The 21075-nt window shown below is 38.7% G+C and carries 16 protein-coding genes and 1 tRNA gene; 11 read left to right on the top strand and 6 right to left on the bottom strand.

What is annotated here, in order from left to right:
• Positions 1-27: 27 nt before the first annotated feature.
• The gene (locus tag DWW43_RS08530; RefSeq protein WP_008401710.1) at positions 28-3501 is read right to left on the bottom strand and encodes a carbohydrate binding domain-containing protein; all 3474 of its coding nucleotides are present in this window, start codon (positions 3499-3501) and stop codon (positions 28-30) included.
• Between the two features lie 212 nt (positions 3502-3713).
• Here DWW43_RS08530 and DWW43_RS08535 point away from each other — a divergent pair, with 212 nt between their 5' ends.
• Entirely contained in the window at positions 3714-4460 is a 747-nt protein-coding gene (locus DWW43_RS08535) for an AraC family transcriptional regulator (protein ID WP_008401709.1), read from the top strand.
• Between the two features lie 80 nt (positions 4461-4540).
• A complete protein-coding gene (locus DWW43_RS08540; RefSeq protein WP_119963306.1) occupies positions 4541-6064 on the top strand; it encodes an aminoacyl-histidine dipeptidase in 1524 nt (507 codons plus the stop codon).
• Positions 6065-6165: 101 nt separating this feature from the next.
• On the opposite strand, the gene DWW43_RS08545 is transcribed toward DWW43_RS08540, so the two are convergent.
• The 4 genes from DWW43_RS08545 to DWW43_RS12100 all read right to left on the bottom strand — a co-directional run bounded on the left by DWW43_RS08545 (position 6166) and on the right by DWW43_RS12100 (position 9954).
• Positions 6166-6576, bottom strand: a complete 411-nt coding sequence (locus DWW43_RS08545; RefSeq protein ID WP_008401707.1) for a hypothetical protein — start codon at positions 6574-6576, stop codon at positions 6166-6168.
• Positions 6577-6588: 12 nt separating this feature from the next.
• Positions 6589-8970 carry an ABC transporter permease gene (locus tag DWW43_RS08550; protein WP_008401706.1) on the bottom strand — a complete coding sequence of 794 codons (2382 nt, stop codon included), beginning with the start codon at positions 8968-8970 and terminating at the stop codon, positions 6589-6591.
• Positions 8971-8984: 14 nt separating this feature from the next.
• The gene (locus tag DWW43_RS08555; protein ID WP_179960553.1) at positions 8985-9644 is read right to left on the bottom strand and encodes an ABC transporter ATP-binding protein; all 660 of its coding nucleotides are present in this window, start codon (positions 9642-9644) and stop codon (positions 8985-8987) included.
• Positions 9645-9789: 145 nt separating this feature from the next.
• On the bottom strand, positions 9790-9954 hold the full coding sequence (locus DWW43_RS12100; RefSeq protein WP_156782870.1) for a hypothetical protein: 165 nt from the start codon (positions 9952-9954) through the stop codon (positions 9790-9792).
• 243 nt (positions 9955-10197) lie between these two features.
• Between DWW43_RS12100 and DWW43_RS08560 the strand changes: the two genes are divergently transcribed.
• From DWW43_RS08560 to DWW43_RS08570, 3 genes are read left to right on the top strand one after another with little or no spacing between them, the layout of a single operon-like run.
• A complete protein-coding gene (locus DWW43_RS08560; protein ID WP_008401703.1) occupies positions 10198-10776 on the top strand; it encodes an accessory gene regulator B family protein in 579 nt (192 codons plus the stop codon).
• Complete coding sequence (locus DWW43_RS08565; RefSeq protein WP_008401702.1) at positions 10773-11504, top strand: LytTR family DNA-binding domain-containing protein; 732 nt, start codon at positions 10773-10775, stop codon at positions 11502-11504. The genes DWW43_RS08560 and DWW43_RS08565 overlap by 4 nt, the downstream gene beginning before the upstream one ends.
• Before the next feature lie 26 nt (positions 11505-11530).
• Complete coding sequence (locus DWW43_RS08570) at positions 11531-12841, top strand: GHKL domain-containing protein (protein ID WP_243104440.1); 1311 nt, start codon at positions 11531-11533, stop codon at positions 12839-12841.
• Positions 12842-12921: 80 nt separating this feature from the next.
• On the opposite strand, the gene DWW43_RS08575 is transcribed toward DWW43_RS08570, so the two are convergent.
• Positions 12922-12994: transfer RNA gene (locus tag DWW43_RS08575), tRNA-Lys, on the bottom strand.
• A 787-nt stretch (positions 12995-13781) separates the two neighbouring features.
• On the opposite strand from DWW43_RS08575, the gene trmB reads away from it, so the two are divergent.
• The 6 genes from trmB to DWW43_RS08605 all read left to right on the top strand — a co-directional run bounded on the left by trmB (position 13782) and on the right by DWW43_RS08605 (position 21038).
• Positions 13782-14429 (top strand): tRNA (guanosine(46)-N7)-methyltransferase TrmB, encoded by a 648-nt coding sequence (trmB, locus tag DWW43_RS08580; RefSeq protein ID WP_119963307.1) that lies wholly within the window; start codon positions 13782-13784, stop codon positions 14427-14429.
• Between the two features lie 19 nt (positions 14430-14448).
• On the top strand, positions 14449-16050 hold the full coding sequence (locus DWW43_RS08585; RefSeq protein WP_119963308.1) for a D-alanyl-D-alanine carboxypeptidase family protein: 1602 nt from the start codon (positions 14449-14451) through the stop codon (positions 16048-16050).
• A gap of 56 nt (positions 16051-16106) precedes the next feature.
• Positions 16107-17237, top strand: coding sequence for an ATP-binding protein (locus tag DWW43_RS08590; protein WP_119963312.1), 1131 nt, complete (start codon positions 16107-16109; stop codon positions 17235-17237).
• A 92-nt stretch (positions 17238-17329) separates the two neighbouring features.
• Entirely contained in the window at positions 17330-19021 is a 1692-nt protein-coding gene (gene argS / locus DWW43_RS08595) for an arginine--tRNA ligase (protein WP_008401695.1), read from the top strand.
• Between the two features lie 15 nt (positions 19022-19036).
• Positions 19037-20320 (top strand): hypothetical protein, encoded by a 1284-nt coding sequence (locus DWW43_RS08600; protein ID WP_008401694.1) that lies wholly within the window; start codon positions 19037-19039, stop codon positions 20318-20320.
• Positions 20313-21038: a DUF6320 domain-containing protein gene (locus tag DWW43_RS08605; RefSeq protein ID WP_008401693.1), complete on the top strand. Its 726-nt coding sequence runs from the start codon at positions 20313-20315 to the stop codon at positions 21036-21038. Before DWW43_RS08600 ends, DWW43_RS08605 begins: the two co-directional genes overlap by 8 nt.
• The last annotated feature ends 37 nt before the right edge of the window (positions 21039-21075 follow it).

The raw sequence follows: 21075 nt of genomic DNA on the forward strand, positions 1-21075 counted from the left end.
ATACTTATGTGTTTATATGCCTGTGAATTATTCAGCAAGCTTTTTTAAAGAGATATTTGATACTGTGATTGTAGATGCAGGGGTATCAACATCCGCAATCTTACCCATAGAGAGGAAGAATCCAGCATCAGTATCTGTCTCTTCATTCATTGTGAATGTAATGGTTTTTACAACCTCTTCATTCTTTGGAAGAACAATTGTTTCTCCACCATACCATTTATAAGTGTTGCTCATGAAATTCAATAATACCGTTCTTGCTTCGGTTGACTTTAAAGTAATACTTGCTTCATAGGTCTTTCCATTTTCCAATGCCAGTCCCGTCTGCTTCAACTGTACATTCCAGTCAGCAGTTCCAACATCTGATAATTCATAAGTGATAACACCCTTATCAACTGTCTGTGTTCCAACAGCATCACCCATAATACCACCTTCCCAGTTTGAAAGTCCATTGTCTCCCTCTGAGAAATCTGCGTTCTTGATCAGATTCACATCTGACTCCGTCTCATCAACCTTTGGAGCATCAATTTTCTCAAGAATAATATCATCAATACAGATTCTATGCTGCTGTTTGATCTGAACACCGCCTACAGCACCCATAGAAATACTTAAAATTGTTCTAGGATCACTCTTGTTCTTCATCTTGAACTCAACAACAATAGACTGATATTCATCTGTAAGATCAACTGTCTTTGATCCTGAATATGGTGTCCAGTCATCATCAGATGAACCATCTCTCTGAAGTGCAACCATAAGCTTACGGTTCATATCTGATTTTGCCTTTAATGATAGTCTGTACCACTGACCTTCTTCAAGACTAATATTGTTCTGCTTTAACTGGATCATCCAGTCCTGAGCACCTGTATCCTTGATCGTAAAATCTGCTGCACAATCTTCTGTCTGACTGTCGACTACATAAGATACATCTGTGCTGCCTTCTGCATATACTTCGTAACCGGAGAAACCTGCCTTAAAACTTCCGTTCTTAATCAGTGTATTTTCAACAACGCGAACATTGTCCAAATAGATCGTTCCCTTATTTCCAAGGAAATATGTTATCGTCTTAAGTGCATCAGTTAACTCTTCCGGTGTTTTAAATACATAGTTAAATGTCTGTTTGTCTGTTGTTACATCTGCAGTAAATGTTTCACCTGCAATAACTACATCAAGCTGCATATCTGTATCTGCCTGTGCGTCAAAGCTCAATGCATATTCTGTCTCACTGTTAAGTGGAAGACCATCCTGTGAAAGGATTACATCCGCTTTATTCTTTGTATCAGCCTTTACCATAAGACGACGGCCATCTGCCAATCCTGTTACGCTAACTACTGCCTGGCAGTTATTTGTCACAGTCCAGTCACCGAGACGATTCTTACCTTCCTGAAAACCACCATTGTAAATATAGTTACCATCTGATAAAGGTTTTTTACTATTATCAATTTCCTTCTGTGCTGTCTTTTTAATTGATACATTTGTAATGTATACAGTAGCTGTTGAATCTGTAGCACCGAAATTGAACTCCAGACGTGCATTTGCATCCGGCTTATCCATCATGGTGTATGTATAAGTATAGGTCTGCTTCTCTGTTTTCAGGTCAACAACCGTATCATTCAGATAACGCTTGTAGGAACGATCTGGTGCAGATACATCTACTTTCATAGTACGTGCTTCATCTGCCCATGCATCAAATGTTACTGTATATTCGCCACCTTTTTCTGCAGGAATTGATGGCTGAACAAGCTGAATACTGTAATCAACTGTTCCTGCATTATCTGTATGTATTTCAATTGTCTTGTCATTAATAACTGCATTTCCTTCTCCTTCTAAAGTGGTAAGGAATTTCCAGTCTATGTCATCTGTGAGATCTTCTGTCTTAGCAAAATCTCCATTGTTTACATAGTTTCCATTTGCATCCGGATCACGGATAATTACTTCGTTAACAGGTTTTTCTACATCTTCATTGTAGCTGTCCTTCTGATATACTTTTACATAATCAATACTATAACTCTGAGTATTGATATAATCTGCATCATCATCCGGATATCCAACCCATGATCCACCAACTGCAAGATTTAAGATCATGTAAAATGGCTGATCAAATGGTGCCGGATAAGCAACCTCTGTCTCACCTTCAACTGCTGTGAACCAGTCACTTGTCTCATGATATTTTACTCCATCTACATACCATGTGATTTTACCTGGCTGCCAGTCGCATGAAAATGTATGATATTCATCTGCAAAATTTCCATCTTCTAATGTATATGTCCCCTGTTTTTCAGCATGTGGACTTCCATAATGAATCGTACCATAAACCTTATTTGTTTCCTGACCCATAACTTCCATAGCATCAATCTCTCCACATCTTGGCCACTGTCCATACAGATTTTCATCTGTTGGCATCATCCAGAAGGCCGGAAGGAAACCTTTTCCGCTTGGAACCTTAGCTCTTACCTCAAACAATCCATATGTAAAATCATGCTTACCCTGAGTATTGATTCTTCCTGAAGTAATAGAATATGAACCATCTTCATTCTTTGTCTTGACAGGCTGGATAACCAGCTTTCCATCCTTTACATATACATTCTGATCAGACTTTACATATGCCTGTAATTCACTGTTTACCCATCCTGGTGCATGCTCTTCATAATTCCAGTCATCCTCATTTAACGCATCACCATCAAAGTCATCTTCCCATTTCAGATTATATCCATCATAAGAAAGCTTGTTGTCTTTGTCGTCCGGCTTATTTGGGGTCTCTGGCTTGTTTGGTGTCTCCGGCTTGTTTGGTGTCTCCGGCTTGTTTGGTGTCTCTGGCTTATTTGGTGTCTCCGGCTTGTTTGGTGTCTCCGGCTTGTTTGGTGTTTCTGGTTTATTGGATGGCTTGGTGGTCTTCTTTTTAATAGTAATTTTACATTTTGCCTTCTTTCCGCTGCCATCTTTAGCCGTAGCTGTAATTGTAACCGTTCCAGCCTTCTTACATGTAACAACACCCTTCTTACTTACTGTTGCAACCTTCTTATTGCTTGAAGTAAACTTTACACCCTTTACACTGGTTTTTTTAGGTGAAACTGTTGCTTTTAATTTTACCTTCTTGCCAACCTGTGTTTTCACCTTGCTTTTATTGAGCTTTACAGATTTAACAGGTGTTCCAACAATAACCTTCAAAGTTGTCTTTTTCTTCTTATTCACCTTGCTTCTTACTGTTATAGTTGCTTTTCCCTTTTTCAGTGCTTTGATTTTACCGGTTTTACTTACCGTAGCAACCTTCTTATTTGAAGATTCATAGGTTACCTTTTTACTGATTTTTCCATTTACAGTTACTTTTGTTTTCAACTGGTATGATTTTTTTGCTTTTAAAACAAGTGTTTTTGTCTCAGGCTTTACAATCGATACCATCTTGATTGTTGCTTTTTTTGTTGTTGCAGCCATAACCGGCATCTGGATGGTGCTTACCAAAAGAGTAAGAGCCATTAAAAAAGCAATAATCTTTTTTGCATTTTTCATAAATACATACCTCCCGTATAGATTTTTATTATGCAAATAGTATAAGAAGATTACAGTTTTCTTTATATCGTTTATATTACTTTTATATCGTTTTATTGACCATAGCCATGTTTTATGATACAATTTATACAAATTTACTAATAGTCATTTTGTTTTATCTGTCATATTTACTATATAGTCTTATGACTGCTTTATACGAATGGGGATAGGATATGCAACTAAAAAAAGAACTTGTATACCGAGAATTTGTTCAAAGGGAAAATAATCTTCTGCGGGCTCCATACAATCCGGAGGTTTCCTTTTATGCAGCGATAAAAGAAGGAGATGTAGCAAAGGTTAAACAGCTGTGTCAGGAATCCTTATTAGATAAAGAAGGATTAGGCACCTTGTCCGACCACTATCTTCAAAACATAAAATACCATTATGTCATTACAACAGCAATTATTGCACGTTACTGCATTGAAGGTGGTATGGAATTGTCAAATGCCTACAGTCTGAGCGATTTCTATATCCAAAAAGCGGACCGTTGCAAAACGCCAGAGGAAGTTGCAGCACTTCATCCTGCCATGTGTATGGATTATGCGAAACGAATGCGAAACCTTCGAAAATCCAAAATATCATCACTCCATATTGCTGTCTGTCTGGATTATATCTATGATCATCTTCATACTCATATCACAGCAGAACAGCTTGCTAAGCTGACAGGATTAAATATCTCCTATCTATCCCGGCTTTTTAAAAAGGAAACCGGTCAGACAATCAGCAACTATATTCGTGATAAAAAAATTGAAACAGCGAAAAATATGTTACTTTATTCTGATTTCTCGCCTTCTGAAATTGCATCAATTCTGGCATTTCCCAGCCAGAGTTATTTTACAGAAGTATTTCGAAAGACAACTGGAGTCACTCCAAGAAAATATCAGGAATCTTTTTTACGAACAACTGCCCTTGGAAAATAATACAACAACTATCTGTGCATATCTTGTGTTATACTGGATATGCACATTTTATATTGTAAGCTTATTTCAAGGAGGCACATATGTCTGTATTATCATCTATAGAACCACAAAATGTATTTCATTATTTTGAAGAAATCTGCTCCATCCCACATGGCTCCGGTCATACCGATGCGATCAGTAATTATCTGACAGCATTTGCCGAAGCGCATGAACTGAAATATATCAAAGATGCTTCCAACAATGTCATTATCTTTAAGCCGGGAACCTCCGGCTATGAGACTTCTGCCCCTGTCATACTGCAGGGACATATGGACATGGTTGCTGTGAAAGAAAAGGACTGCCCGATCAATATGGATACCGACGGTCTGAAACTCAAATTGGAAAATGGCATTATCAGCGCAGAAGGCACGACCCTTGGCGGTGATGATGGAATCGCTGTCGCATTTGCACTTGCAATACTCGACTCCCACGATATTCCACATCCACCATTAGAAGCTGTCTTTACGGTTGACGAGGAGATCGGTATGCTCGGTGCGGCAGCTCTTGACTGTTCGCCACTCTCATCCCGTATCATGTTAAATCTTGATTCCGAAGACGAAGGCTATCTGCTTGTCAGTTGTGCAGGCGGCGCAACCGCAGATGTTCAGATCCCCGTTATATGGGAAAATACGAACGAAAAGGCATCGGCCTATAAACTCTCTGTCTCACATGCCTGTGGCGGTCATTCCGGTGTCGAGATCAACAAGCAAAGTGCAAATGCCAGCAAGGTGCTGGGACGTGTTCTGAACGCACTTGCAAATGATTTTGATATGAAATTATCCACGCTCTCCGGCGGTTTAAAAGATAACGCCATCCCGACCGATGCAGAAGCTGTCGTTATCTTTTCTGATACCGATATGTCTGACATAAACACACCAGACCATGCAAATATTCCAGCAAATTCTGTGCACTCAAGCCTTCAGGATCTCATCTCCAAATGGAATCAGATCATCCGTCATGAATACACCCATACAGACCCGGATATCTGTATCACCTTAGAGCCTGTTGATCTTCCGGCAGCCACAATGACGGATACATCTACCCATACCGTGATCGATGTCTTAATGACTTATCCAAATGGTGTCCGGAAAATGAGCAAAGATATCGCAGGGCTGGTTCAGACTTCCCTGAACCTCGGTATCCTGTCAACGATCAAACCAGACGATCAATCAACAAATGGCATAGTATCTTTTAAAAGCTCCGTCCGAAGCAGTATCGGAAGTGAAAAAGATGCTCTGCTTAACAGCCTGAAATCTCTCGCCACTCTTGCAGGCGGAACACTGACAATAACCGGAGATTATCCTGCATGGGAATACCGGGAGGTGTCTCCTCTTCGCGATCTGATGGTAAAAATATTTAAACAGCAATATGGAAAAGAACCTGTGATACAGGCACTCCATGCCGGTGTAGAATGTGGAATCTTTGCGTCGAAAATGCCGGGACTCGACTGTGTATCCTTCGGACCGGATATGGACGATATCCACACAACCAATGAATCCATGAACGTTGAAAGTGTCCGCAGAACATGGGAATATACCTTAAAGATATTGAAAGAATTGAAATAATATATCTTAAAAAAAGGAGCTGACACCTAACAATTCTATTGTTATCGTGTCAGCTCTTATCATAAAAGAATCTGAGAGAAATTAATAATATTTTATCTTACTTAGTATATAAATGTTATTTGTTGTTTGTCATCACTTGTTTGACTGCTTCCAAGCCCTACAACCCTCAAACTAACACTTTTATTCTTATCTATTGTGTTAGTAAGATTCATTGTAGTGTTTTTATTGTTCTTGTATAACTTAATTGATGATGAATATGCCGCCCAACTACCTGATATATTAGAACGGACTTGTCCATAACAGTACTCCATTTTACCAAATCCAGATGCATTCTTTGCATACACTATTTTTCCTGTTGATGTTTTTGTATATATACCATGAACGCTCCAGATAGATGGATGTACATACATTGTCTTTAAAGTTCCAGCCGCCTCTGCCTTTGGAACACTCGTAGGAGCTATACAAAATATTGCCATTAATGCTATAACAAGAATCTTTACCTTCATTTTCATAATTACCCTCCCTTATTCCTCTCTCAGATCCTTTAAGATTCTTTGTCTTTTTAATTGAATAACATCCATAAAAATTGCCACTATCTGAATAAACAGAACAAATGCAAGCACCAGTGCTATGCTTTTCCAGCCATCAACTAACACAATATTTTTTGTTATTTCTGACAAATATAAGCGGCACAAAAGTGTCACTATAAAGACAGCTACAATAGATACAACAATTCCCTGACCAATCTTGGTCAGAAGCATCGGCAAAATAATACTGCTGTCTGTGCGGCCAATTGCCTTCAGGATGGCAAAGTTGTGTCTGCGTCGAACGAATGTCAGTGCATGAATATATAAAACTGCCAGGAAATTAATTACCATAATGATTACAAAAATTCCATAAGTACCACCCTGAATCGTTTTCTTATTATCCTGATCCCGGATGTAATCTGTCAAAGTATCAAAAAAAGAATATTCATATACAGGTGCATGTGTATTCAGAAACTCTGCTGCCTTTAACTCATAACCCGACTTTACATTTATATTAATAAGTACATTTGTATAATCGAATTGTTTTTTAAACAGCTCTTCAGGAACAATGATAGCGATTCCATTCTGATCCTTCCAGTTTAAGAATCTGCTTCTTCCGAAAACCGGTACTTCTCCCTCTGAAAATACCGGTCCTTCTTCCTCCTGACGACCCGCATACTTTAGTGTATCCGGGATATCATTTAAAATACAATCTTCTGTATTCTTATAATTATCAATTATGATCACTCCTCCAGATTGGACAAACTTATTATAGCTGACCTCCTGTGACATCTCTATTTTTCGGTTATATTGTTTTTCACTGACACCAACAATCTCACACCACACACCCTTTTCATCATCTGAAAATATCAAATCATCTGCATAGTCCATATTGATAAGAGAAGGATCAATGAAAAACTCACCCATAGTATCATAAACCTCATCATAGTAGGAAACGCCCGGTATCAGATTTTCAAAATCGTCCATATGACTGACATCATCGGATATTAGTGAAAACTGTACATCCTGACTTTCCTCAGACAATAACTGATATGATACATAACGATTTACCATAAGAACCAGCATCGTTACCATTCCGATCAAGACAAGAGACAGGAATGAAAATACCTTTTCATAATCTCCGGTATCCCGAATGGAATACCGCATCATGATATTTCCTTTTTCAGATCCACGTTTATCCTTTACCTTATAATTGTTCTTTCCACCTTTCATAATATCGATCATTTTCATTCTTGAACGATATATTAATACAGGACAGATTCCAACTATAAAATCCAATACACAGATTCCCCAAATGACCATATATGAAATTGGCTGGAACTGTGGAGCGAAATGTTCCAGTGGGATGGTTCGTAATGACTGTATAAGCTTAAAGATCAAAATGGTAATATATCTTCCAAGTATAAGTCCAAGCACACATCCAATAATTATCAGAATGAAACCCTCCAGGAAATATGCCGAAAAAATATAGCTATTTGAAAATCCAAGACTCATTAGGATTCCCTGCTGATTACTTCTTTCACTCATATACGACAGGAAAATATGAATACCAAGAATGAGTGAAGTAAGTATGATTAGTATGATAAAACCCATGAGGAGTTGTCCAATATTGGTATCCTCCAGCCCGCCTGATCTGTCAATCTCTATCGCATTCAGATCTCCATTTGTAATCATATGGTATCCTTCCATAAATCCATGGGCGGTATCACCATTAAAAATCTGTTTGGAACTCAGATCCATATATTTTTTTATTGCTTTATATCCCGGCTGATAGTCCCGTCGATCATTAAAATGAATATAGATGTTGTATAAATTTCCCCGTATACTTCCATTTACGATCGCAACCTTATAGACATCCTGTGTACTATAATCATAATCATTTAAAATTCCACTAATCGTATAGGTCTGATCCTTGAAGGTAACTGTGTCTCCCAGATCAAATTGTTTTGCAATATATACATTTTTGTATTTGGCTGTTGCCGATATAGCAATCTCATTTTCTTTTTGGGGAAAAATGCCCTTTTCTAATTGGTAATGATTCATAGTGATCGAAGCTGCATCACTATCCACGATGCATAATTCATTATTTACATTTGCAACTATTTTTTCTACACCAAGTGTTGCCTGATCCTTATACTGCTCCAATATCCAGTCACGAACCTTATATGTTACATTATGTAAAGTAATATTATATTCTCCATTTGTCTGATACGCATTTTGCAGCCGCATATCCTGAAATGATATATATGCATTGATCGAGAAAAAGATAAGCATAACAGAAAAACAAATACTTATAATTGCCCGAACCGCTTTTTTCCTGTTGTGCAGGATATTGTGAAATATCAATCGGCACTTCATATTGTTTCCCCTCCTTAATTCTGCTGGATTCTTCCGTCAACAAGATGAATACAGTGATCTGCCTGCTTTGCAATATCAGCATCATGCGTCACCATGAGCAAAGTCATGCCATATTCATTTGTTGTCTGTTTCAACAGATCAATGACACGTCTGCTGTTCTCCGAATCCAGATTACCGGTTGGTTCGTCTGCCAGAATGATCCTGGGTTGATTGATCAATGCCCTCGCGATTGCAATCCGTTGTTGTTGTCCACCTGATAACTGATCCGGATATTTATTTAAAAGATCTTTTATATCTAATTGTTCTGTCAATGTATCAAAATAATCCTTCTTACATTTCTTTACACATTCATTTGCGATCATAATATTATCCCGACATGTAAGAACCGGTATTAACTGAAAAAACTGGAATACCATTCCAATCATTTCCCGACGATATCGTAAACAGTCTTTTTTACCATAGTCCAATATATTCCTGTCTTCAACCAATATGCTTCCAGAATCCGGCTTATCAATCAATCCGATCATATTTAATAATGTTGTTTTTCCGCTTCCACTTTTGCCTGTAATAACTGTAAATGTATTTTCCTGAATATCTGCACTAACGTCATTAAGCGCCAGACAACAGGAATCTCCTTCTCCATACTTTTTTGTCAAATGTTCTATTTTTATCATGATATCCACCTCTCTGCGCTCAATATTTTTATTTAACAAAAGCACGTCATATTTTCCATTTACAGTCGATTTTTCTTATTATAAACAACATGGAAAATATGACGTGTTTCATTATTTGAAGAATCACTTTCTACTTTTAGCCCCTCTAGCTAACCCTATGCTTATTGGCAAAAGCCGCTAATCCTTCAGGCTCTTCCGGCTGATAATACTTATTTCTACATATATCAGATACCAGTGGTGCGATCACCATAGCCACGGCACAGAGTTGTGCGCCAAACTTACAGATTAGTTTGGTTACTGTCTTCTTCATAAGTATCTCCCCCTTTCTTCTTTTTTGCCCTTTAATCACAACGGCTAAAGCCCAAACCGTGTCTTTATTTTAGCACATCTTTTTCAAATTGTGACGATTTTGGAGTGAGTGGTCGAAATTCGGGAGTGAACGGTAATTTTTGTACCATTCACTCCCGAATTTCGACCACTCACTCTAAAAAAATACATTTTTTACTATTTCATGTTATACTGATTTTATTAATAAAAAGGGGGATTTTTGCTGATGAAACAACCCGGAACATATCTGGCAGATATATTAACAGAAGACGGACAGATACCAAAAGAACAACAATCCATATATGCTTATCTCTTTGACTATCTGATCGAGTCTCTCTTATATGATATCATAGTTCTTATCTTCGGTCTGCTCGTCCATCGATTTGGCATTACCATTTGCTATCTTCTGGTTACTATCCCGATCCGTCATTTTGCCGGAGGCTTCCATGCAAATACAAGACTTGGGTGTACCCTGCTTTCATATGGCATTTATCTGGCGACTGTTTTTCTCGGTCCGGTTCTTGTACCATATATAGAACCTGTCGGGCTGCTTATTCTATATCTGATTTTCTGGGGTATGATCCTCCCTGTTGCACCGGTTGATACAAAGAACAAACGATTATCTGTAGATCAGCGAAAAAAATTATTTCACCGATGTATAATAACCTGTATAATTATGAGTATCCTTATGATCGTCCTCTATATATGCAGACAGATACTTTATATGGGAATGGTTACAATCTGTATGATGGAAGGCGTAATAAGTGTATACATCGGTATCTGGAAAAACAGGAGGAATTTATGACCTTTCGACTCGGCATCTGTGATGACACTCAGTTAGATATTGCCTGTCTGACAGAACACATTAAGCATTATATGATATCTTACAATATCCAATTTGAAATCGAATCATTCCAATCCGGCGAAGCCCTTTTACAGGCACAGCGGAAACATCCATTTCAGATTCTTCTGCTGGATATCGAAATGCCCGGAATCAATGGCATGACGATTGCAAGATATCTGCGTGATGAATTATATGATGAATCATTTATTGTATTTGTAACATCCTATCCTGAATACATGCAGGAAAGCTTTGAAGTACAACCATTTCAGTTTCTTACAAAACCGGTAAGCTATGTAAGAATTGAAAAATTACTGTCTGATATTATCCGTCGTTATCAACATTCACACATAACTAAAATTGTGATCGATACAAATGGAGAAGAACATCTGATCCCCGTTAATAACCTTTTATATATTCAGGCAGTGAAAGGTGAAAAACGGTATCTTGAATATCATCTGACTGATGCTATTCTATATGGCGAGGGAACCATTCAGGAATGGGAAAATCGTCTGGCAACACACAGCTTTTATTCAACTTATCGTGGATATCTGATCAACATTGGTCATATCCAGATCATTCAGCAGACACATGTTTTAATGGATAATGGTGAACAGCTTCCGATCAGCAGAAGAAAGATAAGTCCATTACAGCAGTTATATGCAGATCGAATCATACATGTATTAAACTAATTATTTTTATAGAGGAAAGAGAATCAATGTCAACATACATTACATTGTTAAGTTCTATAATTGATAACATCGTATTATATTTATACTTTCAGACGATGTTTGAAAAAAGAAAAGATAAAGTACGCTTTTACTGGCTGATACTTGCATTTTTATTATCTGATTTTATCTTCTGGAAGATAACTGCGCCTTTTAATGGTGATGTATCAAACATGGTTACCTTTTTCCGTACCTCACTGACAAATCTGAGGACCTTTCTTCTCTCTTTCTTTTTTGTCTCCGGGTTTATTTATCGTGTATTGGTAATTGTAAGCTACTCCATTATAATCTCAATCTGTGAGGAGCTTGCCTACTATATTATTGCTCATTTTACGGATGTTACGATCCAATTCGACACCCTCCCTGAGATAACATTTACATCCATTTCTTTTATATGTGATCTGTTAATAATCTTGATTATCATGATTATTCACATTATTAAGAAGAAAAAAGCCGGTGTAAAGTCAAAAAAATATGCAGCACTTCTGATTCTTATTCCAGCCTTATCCTGCATATTGGTTCTATTGCCATCCTTTTTCCACATGAATAAAACCAACCCTGATGCTTACCTGATCCTTGTTATCTTTCTGCTTATTATTAATATCGTAAACTACATTCTTCTTCAGAGCGTCTTAAAAGCTGAATCACTTGCCCAGGAAGCAGGACAGCTTACCGAGCAGGTAAACTATCAGCGACAGAAATACCAGCAGCTTGGAGATGCCTATAAAAACATTCGTGGATTCATGCATGATATCAAGAAGCATTTATTCTATATTGAGACCTGTGTAAATGAAGAACACTATGATCGTATCATTCCATATGCAAGAGAAACCATGTCCGATCTGGAAGCCAGATATTGTACTGTAAATACAGGAAATCTGGTCATCGACGCTTTTATAAGCAATCTTATGCTTCGGACTGCCCGACACAACATCAAACTCACAACCAAACTAAAAATCGACAATGACCTTGTTCCATGTGACGATTATCATATGACTATTATTCTTGGAAACCTGTTAGATAATGCATTAAATGCCTGTCTGGAAGAACAGAGTGGAGAAATCAATATCAATATTCAGACGATTGAACATACCTTTACGATCTATATTACAAATACCTACCATTTTCCTATTGGAGAAAAACCACCGGAAGATATAGAAAATCTGGACTTTATTCATGGATATGGTTTGAAGAATGTAAAAAATTCTGCTGAAGCCTGCGGCGGATTTTGCCTGATCAATTACGAAAATGGAATCTATTCCGTAACGGTTATTATTCCTGAAAAAAAGAGAACTACCTGAATCAAAAATATATATTCCTAAACCGAAAAAAAGCCCCAACCCAGCAGCTTCAAATATCTGCCAAATTAGGACTTTTGTAGTGGGCCGCCGGGGGCTCGAACCCCGCACACCCTGATTAAGAGTCAGGTGCTCTACCAAATGAGCTAGCGGCCCGAAGTCTTTTTTAATTTGTTATCTCGCCGACAACGAAATTGATTATATAACATAGTTTATCCAAATGCAAGCATTTTTTTCAAAAAATTTTAACTTTTTTTAATATCGGTTATTTGCATAGATTTTATGCGGATTTTTGTACTTTTTCCCTATTGATTTTTATCTTCTTCTATTGTAGCAGTGCGGTTTCTTTTCTCTATTACAACAATCCTGATTTAAAATCTTTTTTACTTCCTCATACCCCTTATACAGGCAGACACACCACCGGTTAAATCCTTTATTACAATAACTACGGGCTGTCACTTTTTTCTGAAATTTCTGATTCCGCATCGTTCACCCCTCCAAACCGAATTACTTTTTTCATCCATCAACGCCTTCCATCCTTCCGGTAAAAAAGTCCTCTATAACACATTATATGAAGAAACTGAAATAAGTTCCTTTATTTCGCAGATTTTCTTATGAAAACCCACGAAAAAACATAAAAAAAGCCGCCCTGCTATTTACTTTAAAACCCTAATATTGATATAATGGAACAATGAGCAATGCAGAATTATATATATGTAGAACGAGCGGAAGCTTGCTTACGGCGAGTTCTATATATATGTAATTCTATAGTGCGAAGCACTACAACGAGCCGTCAGGCGAGGTGGGCATTGCGAATTGACCACATAGTGGGCATTGCGAATTGACCACATGGTGGGCATTGCGAATTGACCACATGGTGGGCATTGCGAATTGACCACATAGTGGACGTTGCGAATTAAGATTATTTTGGAGGAACACCCTCGTGAGACTTAGAAACGTAAAAGGCTCCAGAGAGACAATTGCCGACAACAAATATGTCGTGCATAACGAAGAAAGCATGAAAGGCAAATGGAGCGAATTTTTTGGAAATACAAATCCTATCCACATCGAGATCGGTATGGGAAAAGGACAATTTATTATGGAGCTTGCCAGACAGAATCCGGATATCAACTATCTCGGTATCGAGAAATATTCCAGCGTTCTGGTGCGCGCCATCGAGAAACGTGAACAGGAAGAAGGCATGACAAATCTTTATTTTATAAGAATGGATGCCGAATATATCGAGAATGTCTTTGCAGAGAATGAAGTAGCAAATATCTACCTGAACTTCTCTGATCCATGGCCAAAAGATCGCCATGCCAAGAGACGTCTGACTTCAACTCACTTTTTCGAACACTACGATCATATTCTTGCGCCGGACGGACGCGTTATGTTCAAGACAGATAACCGCCCATTATTTGACTTCTCCTTAGAGCAGGTTCCGGAAGCAGGATGGACACTTGAAAACTACACATATGATCTGCACCATTCCGAATACAACGAAGGAAATATCATGACAGAATACGAAGCAAAGTTTTCTGCTCTTGGTACTCCGATCAACCGGCTGGTTGCATATCGAACAAAGAAATAGCATTGGAGAATAACCGTTCATGAAGATAAGAAAGAACCCGAAGAAAAACAGGACAAGACATGCAATTCCTGTCGTTATCCTGTCCACTGTTCTGTTATTTACCATGAGCGTTTTCTATATAGACAGCACGTCATCCTCTGCTGCCGGAACAGACCATTTGTTTCTTCCAGACAGTACAGTTACGAATACGGCATCTGATGACTCTACAAACGAAGGATCAGATAACAGCACAGATGAGGATGGAACAACTGAATACTTAGTTACAACCGAGTACCCTGACGAACCGGGCAAAGCACCGGAGCTTGCATCCAACTATGCCATCGTACTGGATGCAAATACTGGGAATATTCTATATCAAAAAAACGCTTTTGATAAACAGTACCCGGCAAGTATTACGAAGCTTTTGACCTTCTTACTTGCCATTGAAAATACAAAACTGACCGATACTGTAACAATGTCACACGATGCCGTCTTCGGCATTGATCGAGGAAGCAGCCATATCGGTCTGGATGAAGGTGAACAGATCACTATGGAGGATGCCCTCTATGGTATGATGCTGGAATCCGCAAATGAAGTTGCATGGGGCATCGGAGAATTTGTCTCCGGTGGGAGCATCGAAGATTTTGCTAAGATGATGAATGAACGTGCAGTCGAACTTGGCTGCCTTGGCACTCATTTTGTAAATGCAAACGGCCTGCCGGATGAGAATCACTATACGACCTGTTATGACATGGCGTTAATAACCAAAGCCTGTCTGAAACACGATGAATTCCGTAAAATAACAGGTACCAGAAATCACGTCATCGGACCGACAAATATCTGTGAGGAAGAACGTCAGCTCTGGCAACACTGCAAGATGACAAATCCTGACAGCAAATATTACTATGAATACTGTGAAGGCGGTAAGACCGGCTACACAAACGATGCATTAAATACCCTTGTTACCTGGAGTAAAAAAGGTGATACAGAACTGATCTGTGTTCTGATGAACTGCAACGGTGCGGCAAATACCTACACTGACAGCAAAGCCATCTATGAGTATTGCTTCCGGAATTATAGTCTCCAGACCCCTCTGGCCGACTATACCTTTGACAGCACCCAGACATCACAGACGCTTGATTATCTGAACTCCTATTACAAAGCTGATTCCGCTTCTGATATTACATTGCAGATTGATAAGGACTATAAACTGAATTTCAATAAAAATGATGATATTAAGAAATTAACTTACAGTATCGAATATAACAAAGAACCTGTAAAAGATGGAGATACTTATACCGTGGGGCATCTGATCCTCTCCTATGGAGGAAATATGATCGGAATAACAGATCTTACCGTAACCGGCTATAATCCGGATGGTAAACAGCTGTCATCAAAAAACACGGAGAATGCAGCTGATACTACAGTTGCAGCTTCAATAACAAAAAAGAAACTATTAATCCGTCCGTTATGGATCATTTTTGCAGCTCTGCTTCTTCTTGCCATATTATTTGTGATCTATCTGATCCATATAAAGAAGGCAAGAAAACGTCAGCGTGCGATTCAGGCAGCAAGAAGAAAACAATATGAAGAACGCCGACGACAGCTGCAGGAAACATTTGATAATGACCTTGACGAATAAGGTACAATAAAAACAACAAAACCTCTTATCGGTTATAGAGGAGAATGGAGAATATCATGGATATTTCAACAACGGAAAATCTGAAAACAGTGCGGGATTCCAATCAGGAAATGCTGGACTACTTCAACGGATTGTATGTAGCGAAGCTGGAACAGATCCAGTCTTTAAAAACAGAGCAGTTTGAATTGAAGATCAAAATTGATGAGCTTATGAAAACACTGGAGGTCTATTCCTTTAAAAACAGTGCCGGACATAATGTTTTTTCTCCATTTTCTACAACGACTACAACGCAGGAGGAAAAAGCAGCACAGATTGAACAGGAATTAAAAGAACTAAATGCTTCTGATGCTGAACTTACGGCAAATATCCATAGCTTACAGGCTGATGCTGACGAGCTGAAAAGCAGGATCACTCTCCTTCATACAGCGACCAGAAAACTGGATACTTTCTTGGACGAACTGGCAGATGAATTCACAAAAGAATCAACTGCACTTGAAGATGATGAATCTACCGAAGAAAATCTTCCGGTTATCAATCATGGATTCAATATCTTACGTCTGAAGAAATACGATCAGGACAAATTGGTACAGACCCTACATACCGATATTCTGGATCAGCTAGATCGAACCAGACATACTCTGGATTCCCTGTCATGGTTGATCAAATCCGATATCAACCGGGCAACAGTCACCCTTGATGAACTGATTGAAAGGACAATTTCCATGAAAGATTCTCTGAATGCTATCCTTTCAGGACTTACCGGGGACATCGATACGTCTGTACCGATTGAAACCTTGTTAAGGGATACCATTTTCCGATATAAAGACACTCACCCGGAATGTGTCATTGAATCTGACATTGACTGTCCGGACGCTTCGATCGAGATTCCGGAAATTATCACAATCAGTCTGATCCGTATACTGTGTGAATGTCTGGACAATGTATATAAGCATGCAAATGCAAATCGTATTGATATCAATATTCAGATTCTTAGCGATCAGATATCGGTACATATCAACGATAACGGCATCGGCATTGATAAGAATTACAGTCACACCTCTCCATGGAACAGTGGACTTCACCGCATTCAGGAGCTTATTTATCTGTTAAATGGACAACTTAAGATAGATGGTGATATCATTAGTGGAACAGATATCCGTTTTTCTATCCCAATTGAAATAATGTAGATTATGGGTTCTCCCCCTTAATTATGAAATGAAAGAAAAATAAGGACATTTCCTTAATATATAAGAAAGAATTTGAAAGGACAACCTTAATTATGAAAGAAAAAATCGTAAATCTGATTGCAGATCATGTAGAAGGCATGACTGCTGAAGAAATAGCAACCTTTATTGAGATACCACCAAAGCAGGAGCTTGGTGATTATGCATTTCCTTGCTTCAGACTTGCAAAGACTATGCATAAAGCACCAAATCTGATTGCAGCCGATATCAAAGAAGCTATCGGTGATGTTGATTTTCTCGATAAGATTGATGTTCAGGGTGCATATCTAAACTTCTTCGTAAAGAAAGATATCTTTGTCCAGACTATGATCGAAGCTGCATTAAAGGACAACTTTGGTGGTTCAGACGAAGGTGCAGACAAGGTTATCTGTATCGATTACTCCTCGCCAAACGTAGCAAAGAACTTCCACGTTGGACACCTCAGAACTACTATCATAGGTAATTCCCTCTATAAGATCTATTCCAAACTCGGCTATAAAGTAATCCGTATCAACCACTTAGGTGACTGGGGTACACAGTTTGGTAAGCTGATCGTTGCATATAAGAACTGGGGCACAAAGGAAGCAGTTGAGAAAGATGGCGTTGCCGAGCTTATGCGTCTCTATGTGAAGTTCCATGAAGAAGCAGACAAGAATCCGGAGCTTGTAGATGAAGCAAGAGCATGGTTCAGCAAGATGGAACATGGTGATGAAGAAGCACTTTCAATCTGGCAGTGGTTCAAGGACATCAGTCTTGTAGAATACAAACGTACCTATGATCTTCTGGGTATGGATTTTGATTATTATCTCGGTGAAAGCTTCTATCGTGACAAATGCCAGGACGTTGTTGACCAGTTGACAAACGCGAACCTGTTAAAGGAAAGCGAGGGTGCTATGATCGTAGATCTGTCCGACTATGATATGGCTCCATGTATCGTTACAAAGAAAGATGGAAGCTCCATCTATGCAACCCGTGATCTGGCTGCTATCTTCTATCGTAAGAATACCTATCATTTCACAAAATGCTTATATGTAACCGGACAGGAACAGAAGCTGCATTTTGCACAGGTGTTCAAAGTAGTAGAGCTTCTCGGAAATGACTGGGCGAAGGATTCTCTGGTTCACATTCCGTATGGACTGGTAAGCTTAGAGGGTGCAAAGCTTTCAACCAGAAGCGGAAATATCATCTACGCAGAAGACATCCTGCATGATGCAATTAAAAAGAGTTTTGAAATCATCTCAGAAAAGAGTCCAAACCTTCCTGATAAAGAAGAAGTTGCCAAGATCGTCGGTGTTGGCTCTGTTCTTTTCAATGACCTTTATAACCAGCGTATCAAAGATGTATCCTTTAGCTGGGACAAAGTATTGAACTTTGATGGTGAGACCGGTCCTTATGTTCAGTACACCCATGCAAGATGCTCCAGCGTTGTAAGACTTGCTGAGAATTTTGATCCTGCAAAGCCGGTTGATTATAGCACGATCTCTGAACCGGACGCTATGAATCTCTTAAAAGAAATCAACCGTTTTCCTAAGGTTGTATCGGATGCAGCAGAGAAATACGAACCATCTGTTGTTGCAAGATTTGCTGTAGATGTTGCTCAGGCATTTAACAAATTCTACAACTCTACACGTATCAACGTGCCGGAGGAAAATGTAAAGAATGCCCGTGTCATGCTCACATACCTTACAAAGAAAACACTTCACGATGCATTAGATCTCCTTGGAATCAATGCACCGGAAGCTATGTAAATCAGGTGATCTTTCATGTCTAAACGATTAAATAAGACAATTAAATGGGATAAACTCGATAATACAGCCAATCTGTTTCCTGTCATTGTAAGTGAAAATGTAAGTAATGTTTACCGCATTTCCGTTACATTGACAGAAGACATCGATGCAGAACTTCTGCAAAAGGCATTGGACAAGATTCTTCCATTTTTTGATGTGTTTAATCACAAACTAAAAAATGGTATTTTCTGGTATTACTTTGAAGCAAATAATCGGCCTGCTCCAAGGGTAATACCGGAAGATACATATCCTTGTCTGTATATCAATCCCTATACAAATAACGAATATCTGTTCCGTGTTACCTACTATCAGAAGCGGATCAATCTGGAAGTATTTCATGTCCTAACAGACGGAAATGGTGCTCTTATTTTTCTGAAGGAATTGACTTACCAGTACCTCCGGTACAAATACCCGGAACTTGCTGAAAAAGCAGGTAATACCTTAAATGCAGATTCCTCGTTGGATATCGAGGACAGCTATAAGAAGAACTATATACGACCTGCCAAACGTTCCTATAAGACGGAAAAAGCAGTTATCTTAAAGGGGGAAAAGCTGCCATTTAATCATTTTGCTATCCTGCACGGCTACATCCCGGTTGCCGAGATCAAACAGGCGGCAGCAAAATATGGCGTAACCATCAACCAGTATCTGCTCGGTACATTTACTTGGGCAATCTACAAAGAATACCTGAAGGGTCAGCCTTCCAAGCGTCCGATCAGCACCGTCGTTCCTGTAAATCTTCGCCCATATTTTAATTCCAATACAACGAAGAACTTCTTTGCCGTTGTCTCCGCTTACTTCAAGCCGGAGAAGGATACTTATACATTTGAAGATGTTCTGCACATCATCGCAGATAGTCTGAAGGAACAAATCAATAAAGAAAATCTGGAGAAGCTGTTATCCTATAACGTTTCCAATGAAGTAAATTTTATCATCCGTGCCGTTCCGCGTGTCTTTAAGAGCATCGCCATGCGCCGTATTTATAAAGCTTCATTAAAAGCAAATACATCAACGATCACAAACCTTGGAGTTGTATCCGTTGATGATATGTATAAGGAATATATCGACCGCTTCCATGTCGTTCTGTCAATGTCCAAAGGACAGTTCATCAAAGGAAGTGTCATCAGTTATAAGGATACACTGGTCTTCACCTTCAGCTCTGCCATTCGTGAAACATTTATACAAAAAGAATTTTTCCGCCAGATGGTTCGAGACGGAATTCATGTATCGATAGAAAGTAACGGGGTGTATTATGAGTAAATGTAGACGTTGTAACATAGATGTTCTGGATCACTCCCTTTCATGTCCTTTATGTAACGGAGTTCTGGAATATGATCCGGTGAAAGATCCGGAAAGTGAAAAAGACTTTCTTGACCATAGTCAAGGAACCGGTGAGAAGTCAAAATCTGTTATGTATCCGGATATTACGCCCGCAATGCGTCGTATGCGGTTTGTTATTAAACTGACAATATTTTGCAGTATTGTTGTAGAAGGTGTCCTTATTCTGATCAATTACCTGACATATTCAAAGGTAAAATGGTCAGCCCTGTGCGGAATCGGACTTGCATATGCCTGTTTTTCACTGATCTATTCATTTAGGCACAATAAGAGTCATCGAAAGAAAATGCTGGTACAGGCAATTTTCATCATGCCCGTTCTTGTATTGGTTGATTATATACTTGGATATACCGGATGGTCAATCGACTTTGCAATACCTTGTGTTATTGCAATGCTAGACATTGCAATTCTTGTTTTGATGATTATTAATACCGAAAATTGGCAATCCTATATTTTATTACAGGTATATATCATTATTATTTGTGTGATCCTGACAATACTTATGCTTACCGGAAAGTTCTTTAAACATGATTTCTTTATGATCATTGCAGATGTTATGAGTGCTCTGTTGCTCGGTGGTACACTGGTATTCGGAGATCGACCTGCAACAACAGAACTAAAACGTAGATTTCATGTATAAAATTATATTTCATATATAGATTTATATTTCATATATA

The sequence above is a fragment of the Clostridium sp. AF15-41 genome (assembly GCF_003604095.1).
Lineage (GTDB): Bacteria > Bacillota > Clostridia > Lachnospirales > Lachnospiraceae > Coprococcus.

What these genes read in the sequence shown, in the direction of transcription:
- DWW43_RS12100 (WP_156782870.1), bottom strand. Translation starts at nt 9,954, where the DNA reads ATGAAGAAGACAGTAACCAAACTAATCTGTAAGTTTGGCGCACAACTC.
- DWW43_RS08600 (WP_008401694.1), top strand. Translation starts at nt 19,037, where the DNA reads ATGTCTAAACGATTAAATAAGACAATTAAATGGGATAAACTCGATAAT.
- DWW43_RS08550 (WP_008401706.1), bottom strand. Translation starts at nt 8,970, where the DNA reads ATGAAGTGCCGATTGATATTTCACAATATCCTGCACAACAGGAAAAAA.
- DWW43_RS08605 (WP_008401693.1), top strand. Translation starts at nt 20,313, where the DNA reads ATGAGTAAATGTAGACGTTGTAACATAGATGTTCTGGATCACTCCCTT.
- DWW43_RS08560 (WP_008401703.1), top strand. Translation starts at nt 10,198, where the DNA reads ATGAAACAACCCGGAACATATCTGGCAGATATATTAACAGAAGACGGA.
- DWW43_RS08555 (WP_179960553.1), bottom strand. Translation starts at nt 9,644, where the DNA reads ATGATAAAAATAGAACATTTGACAAAAAAGTATGGAGAAGGAGATTCC.
- DWW43_RS08565 (WP_008401702.1), top strand. Translation starts at nt 10,773, where the DNA reads ATGACCTTTCGACTCGGCATCTGTGATGACACTCAGTTAGATATTGCC.
- DWW43_RS08585 (WP_119963308.1), top strand. Translation starts at nt 14,449, where the DNA reads ATGAAGATAAGAAAGAACCCGAAGAAAAACAGGACAAGACATGCAATT.
- DWW43_RS08590 (WP_119963312.1), top strand. Translation starts at nt 16,107, where the DNA reads ATGGATATTTCAACAACGGAAAATCTGAAAACAGTGCGGGATTCCAAT.
- DWW43_RS08570 (WP_243104440.1), top strand. Translation starts at nt 11,531, where the DNA reads ATGTCAACATACATTACATTGTTAAGTTCTATAATTGATAACATCGTA.
- DWW43_RS08540 (WP_119963306.1), top strand. Translation starts at nt 4,541, where the DNA reads ATGTCTGTATTATCATCTATAGAACCACAAAATGTATTTCATTATTTT.
- DWW43_RS08530 (WP_008401710.1), bottom strand. Translation starts at nt 3,501, where the DNA reads ATGAAAAATGCAAAAAAGATTATTGCTTTTTTAATGGCTCTTACTCTT.
- argS (WP_008401695.1), top strand. Translation starts at nt 17,330, where the DNA reads ATGAAAGAAAAAATCGTAAATCTGATTGCAGATCATGTAGAAGGCATG.
- DWW43_RS08545 (WP_008401707.1), bottom strand. Translation starts at nt 6,576, where the DNA reads ATGAAAATGAAGGTAAAGATTCTTGTTATAGCATTAATGGCAATATTT.
- DWW43_RS08535 (WP_008401709.1), top strand. Translation starts at nt 3,714, where the DNA reads ATGCAACTAAAAAAAGAACTTGTATACCGAGAATTTGTTCAAAGGGAA.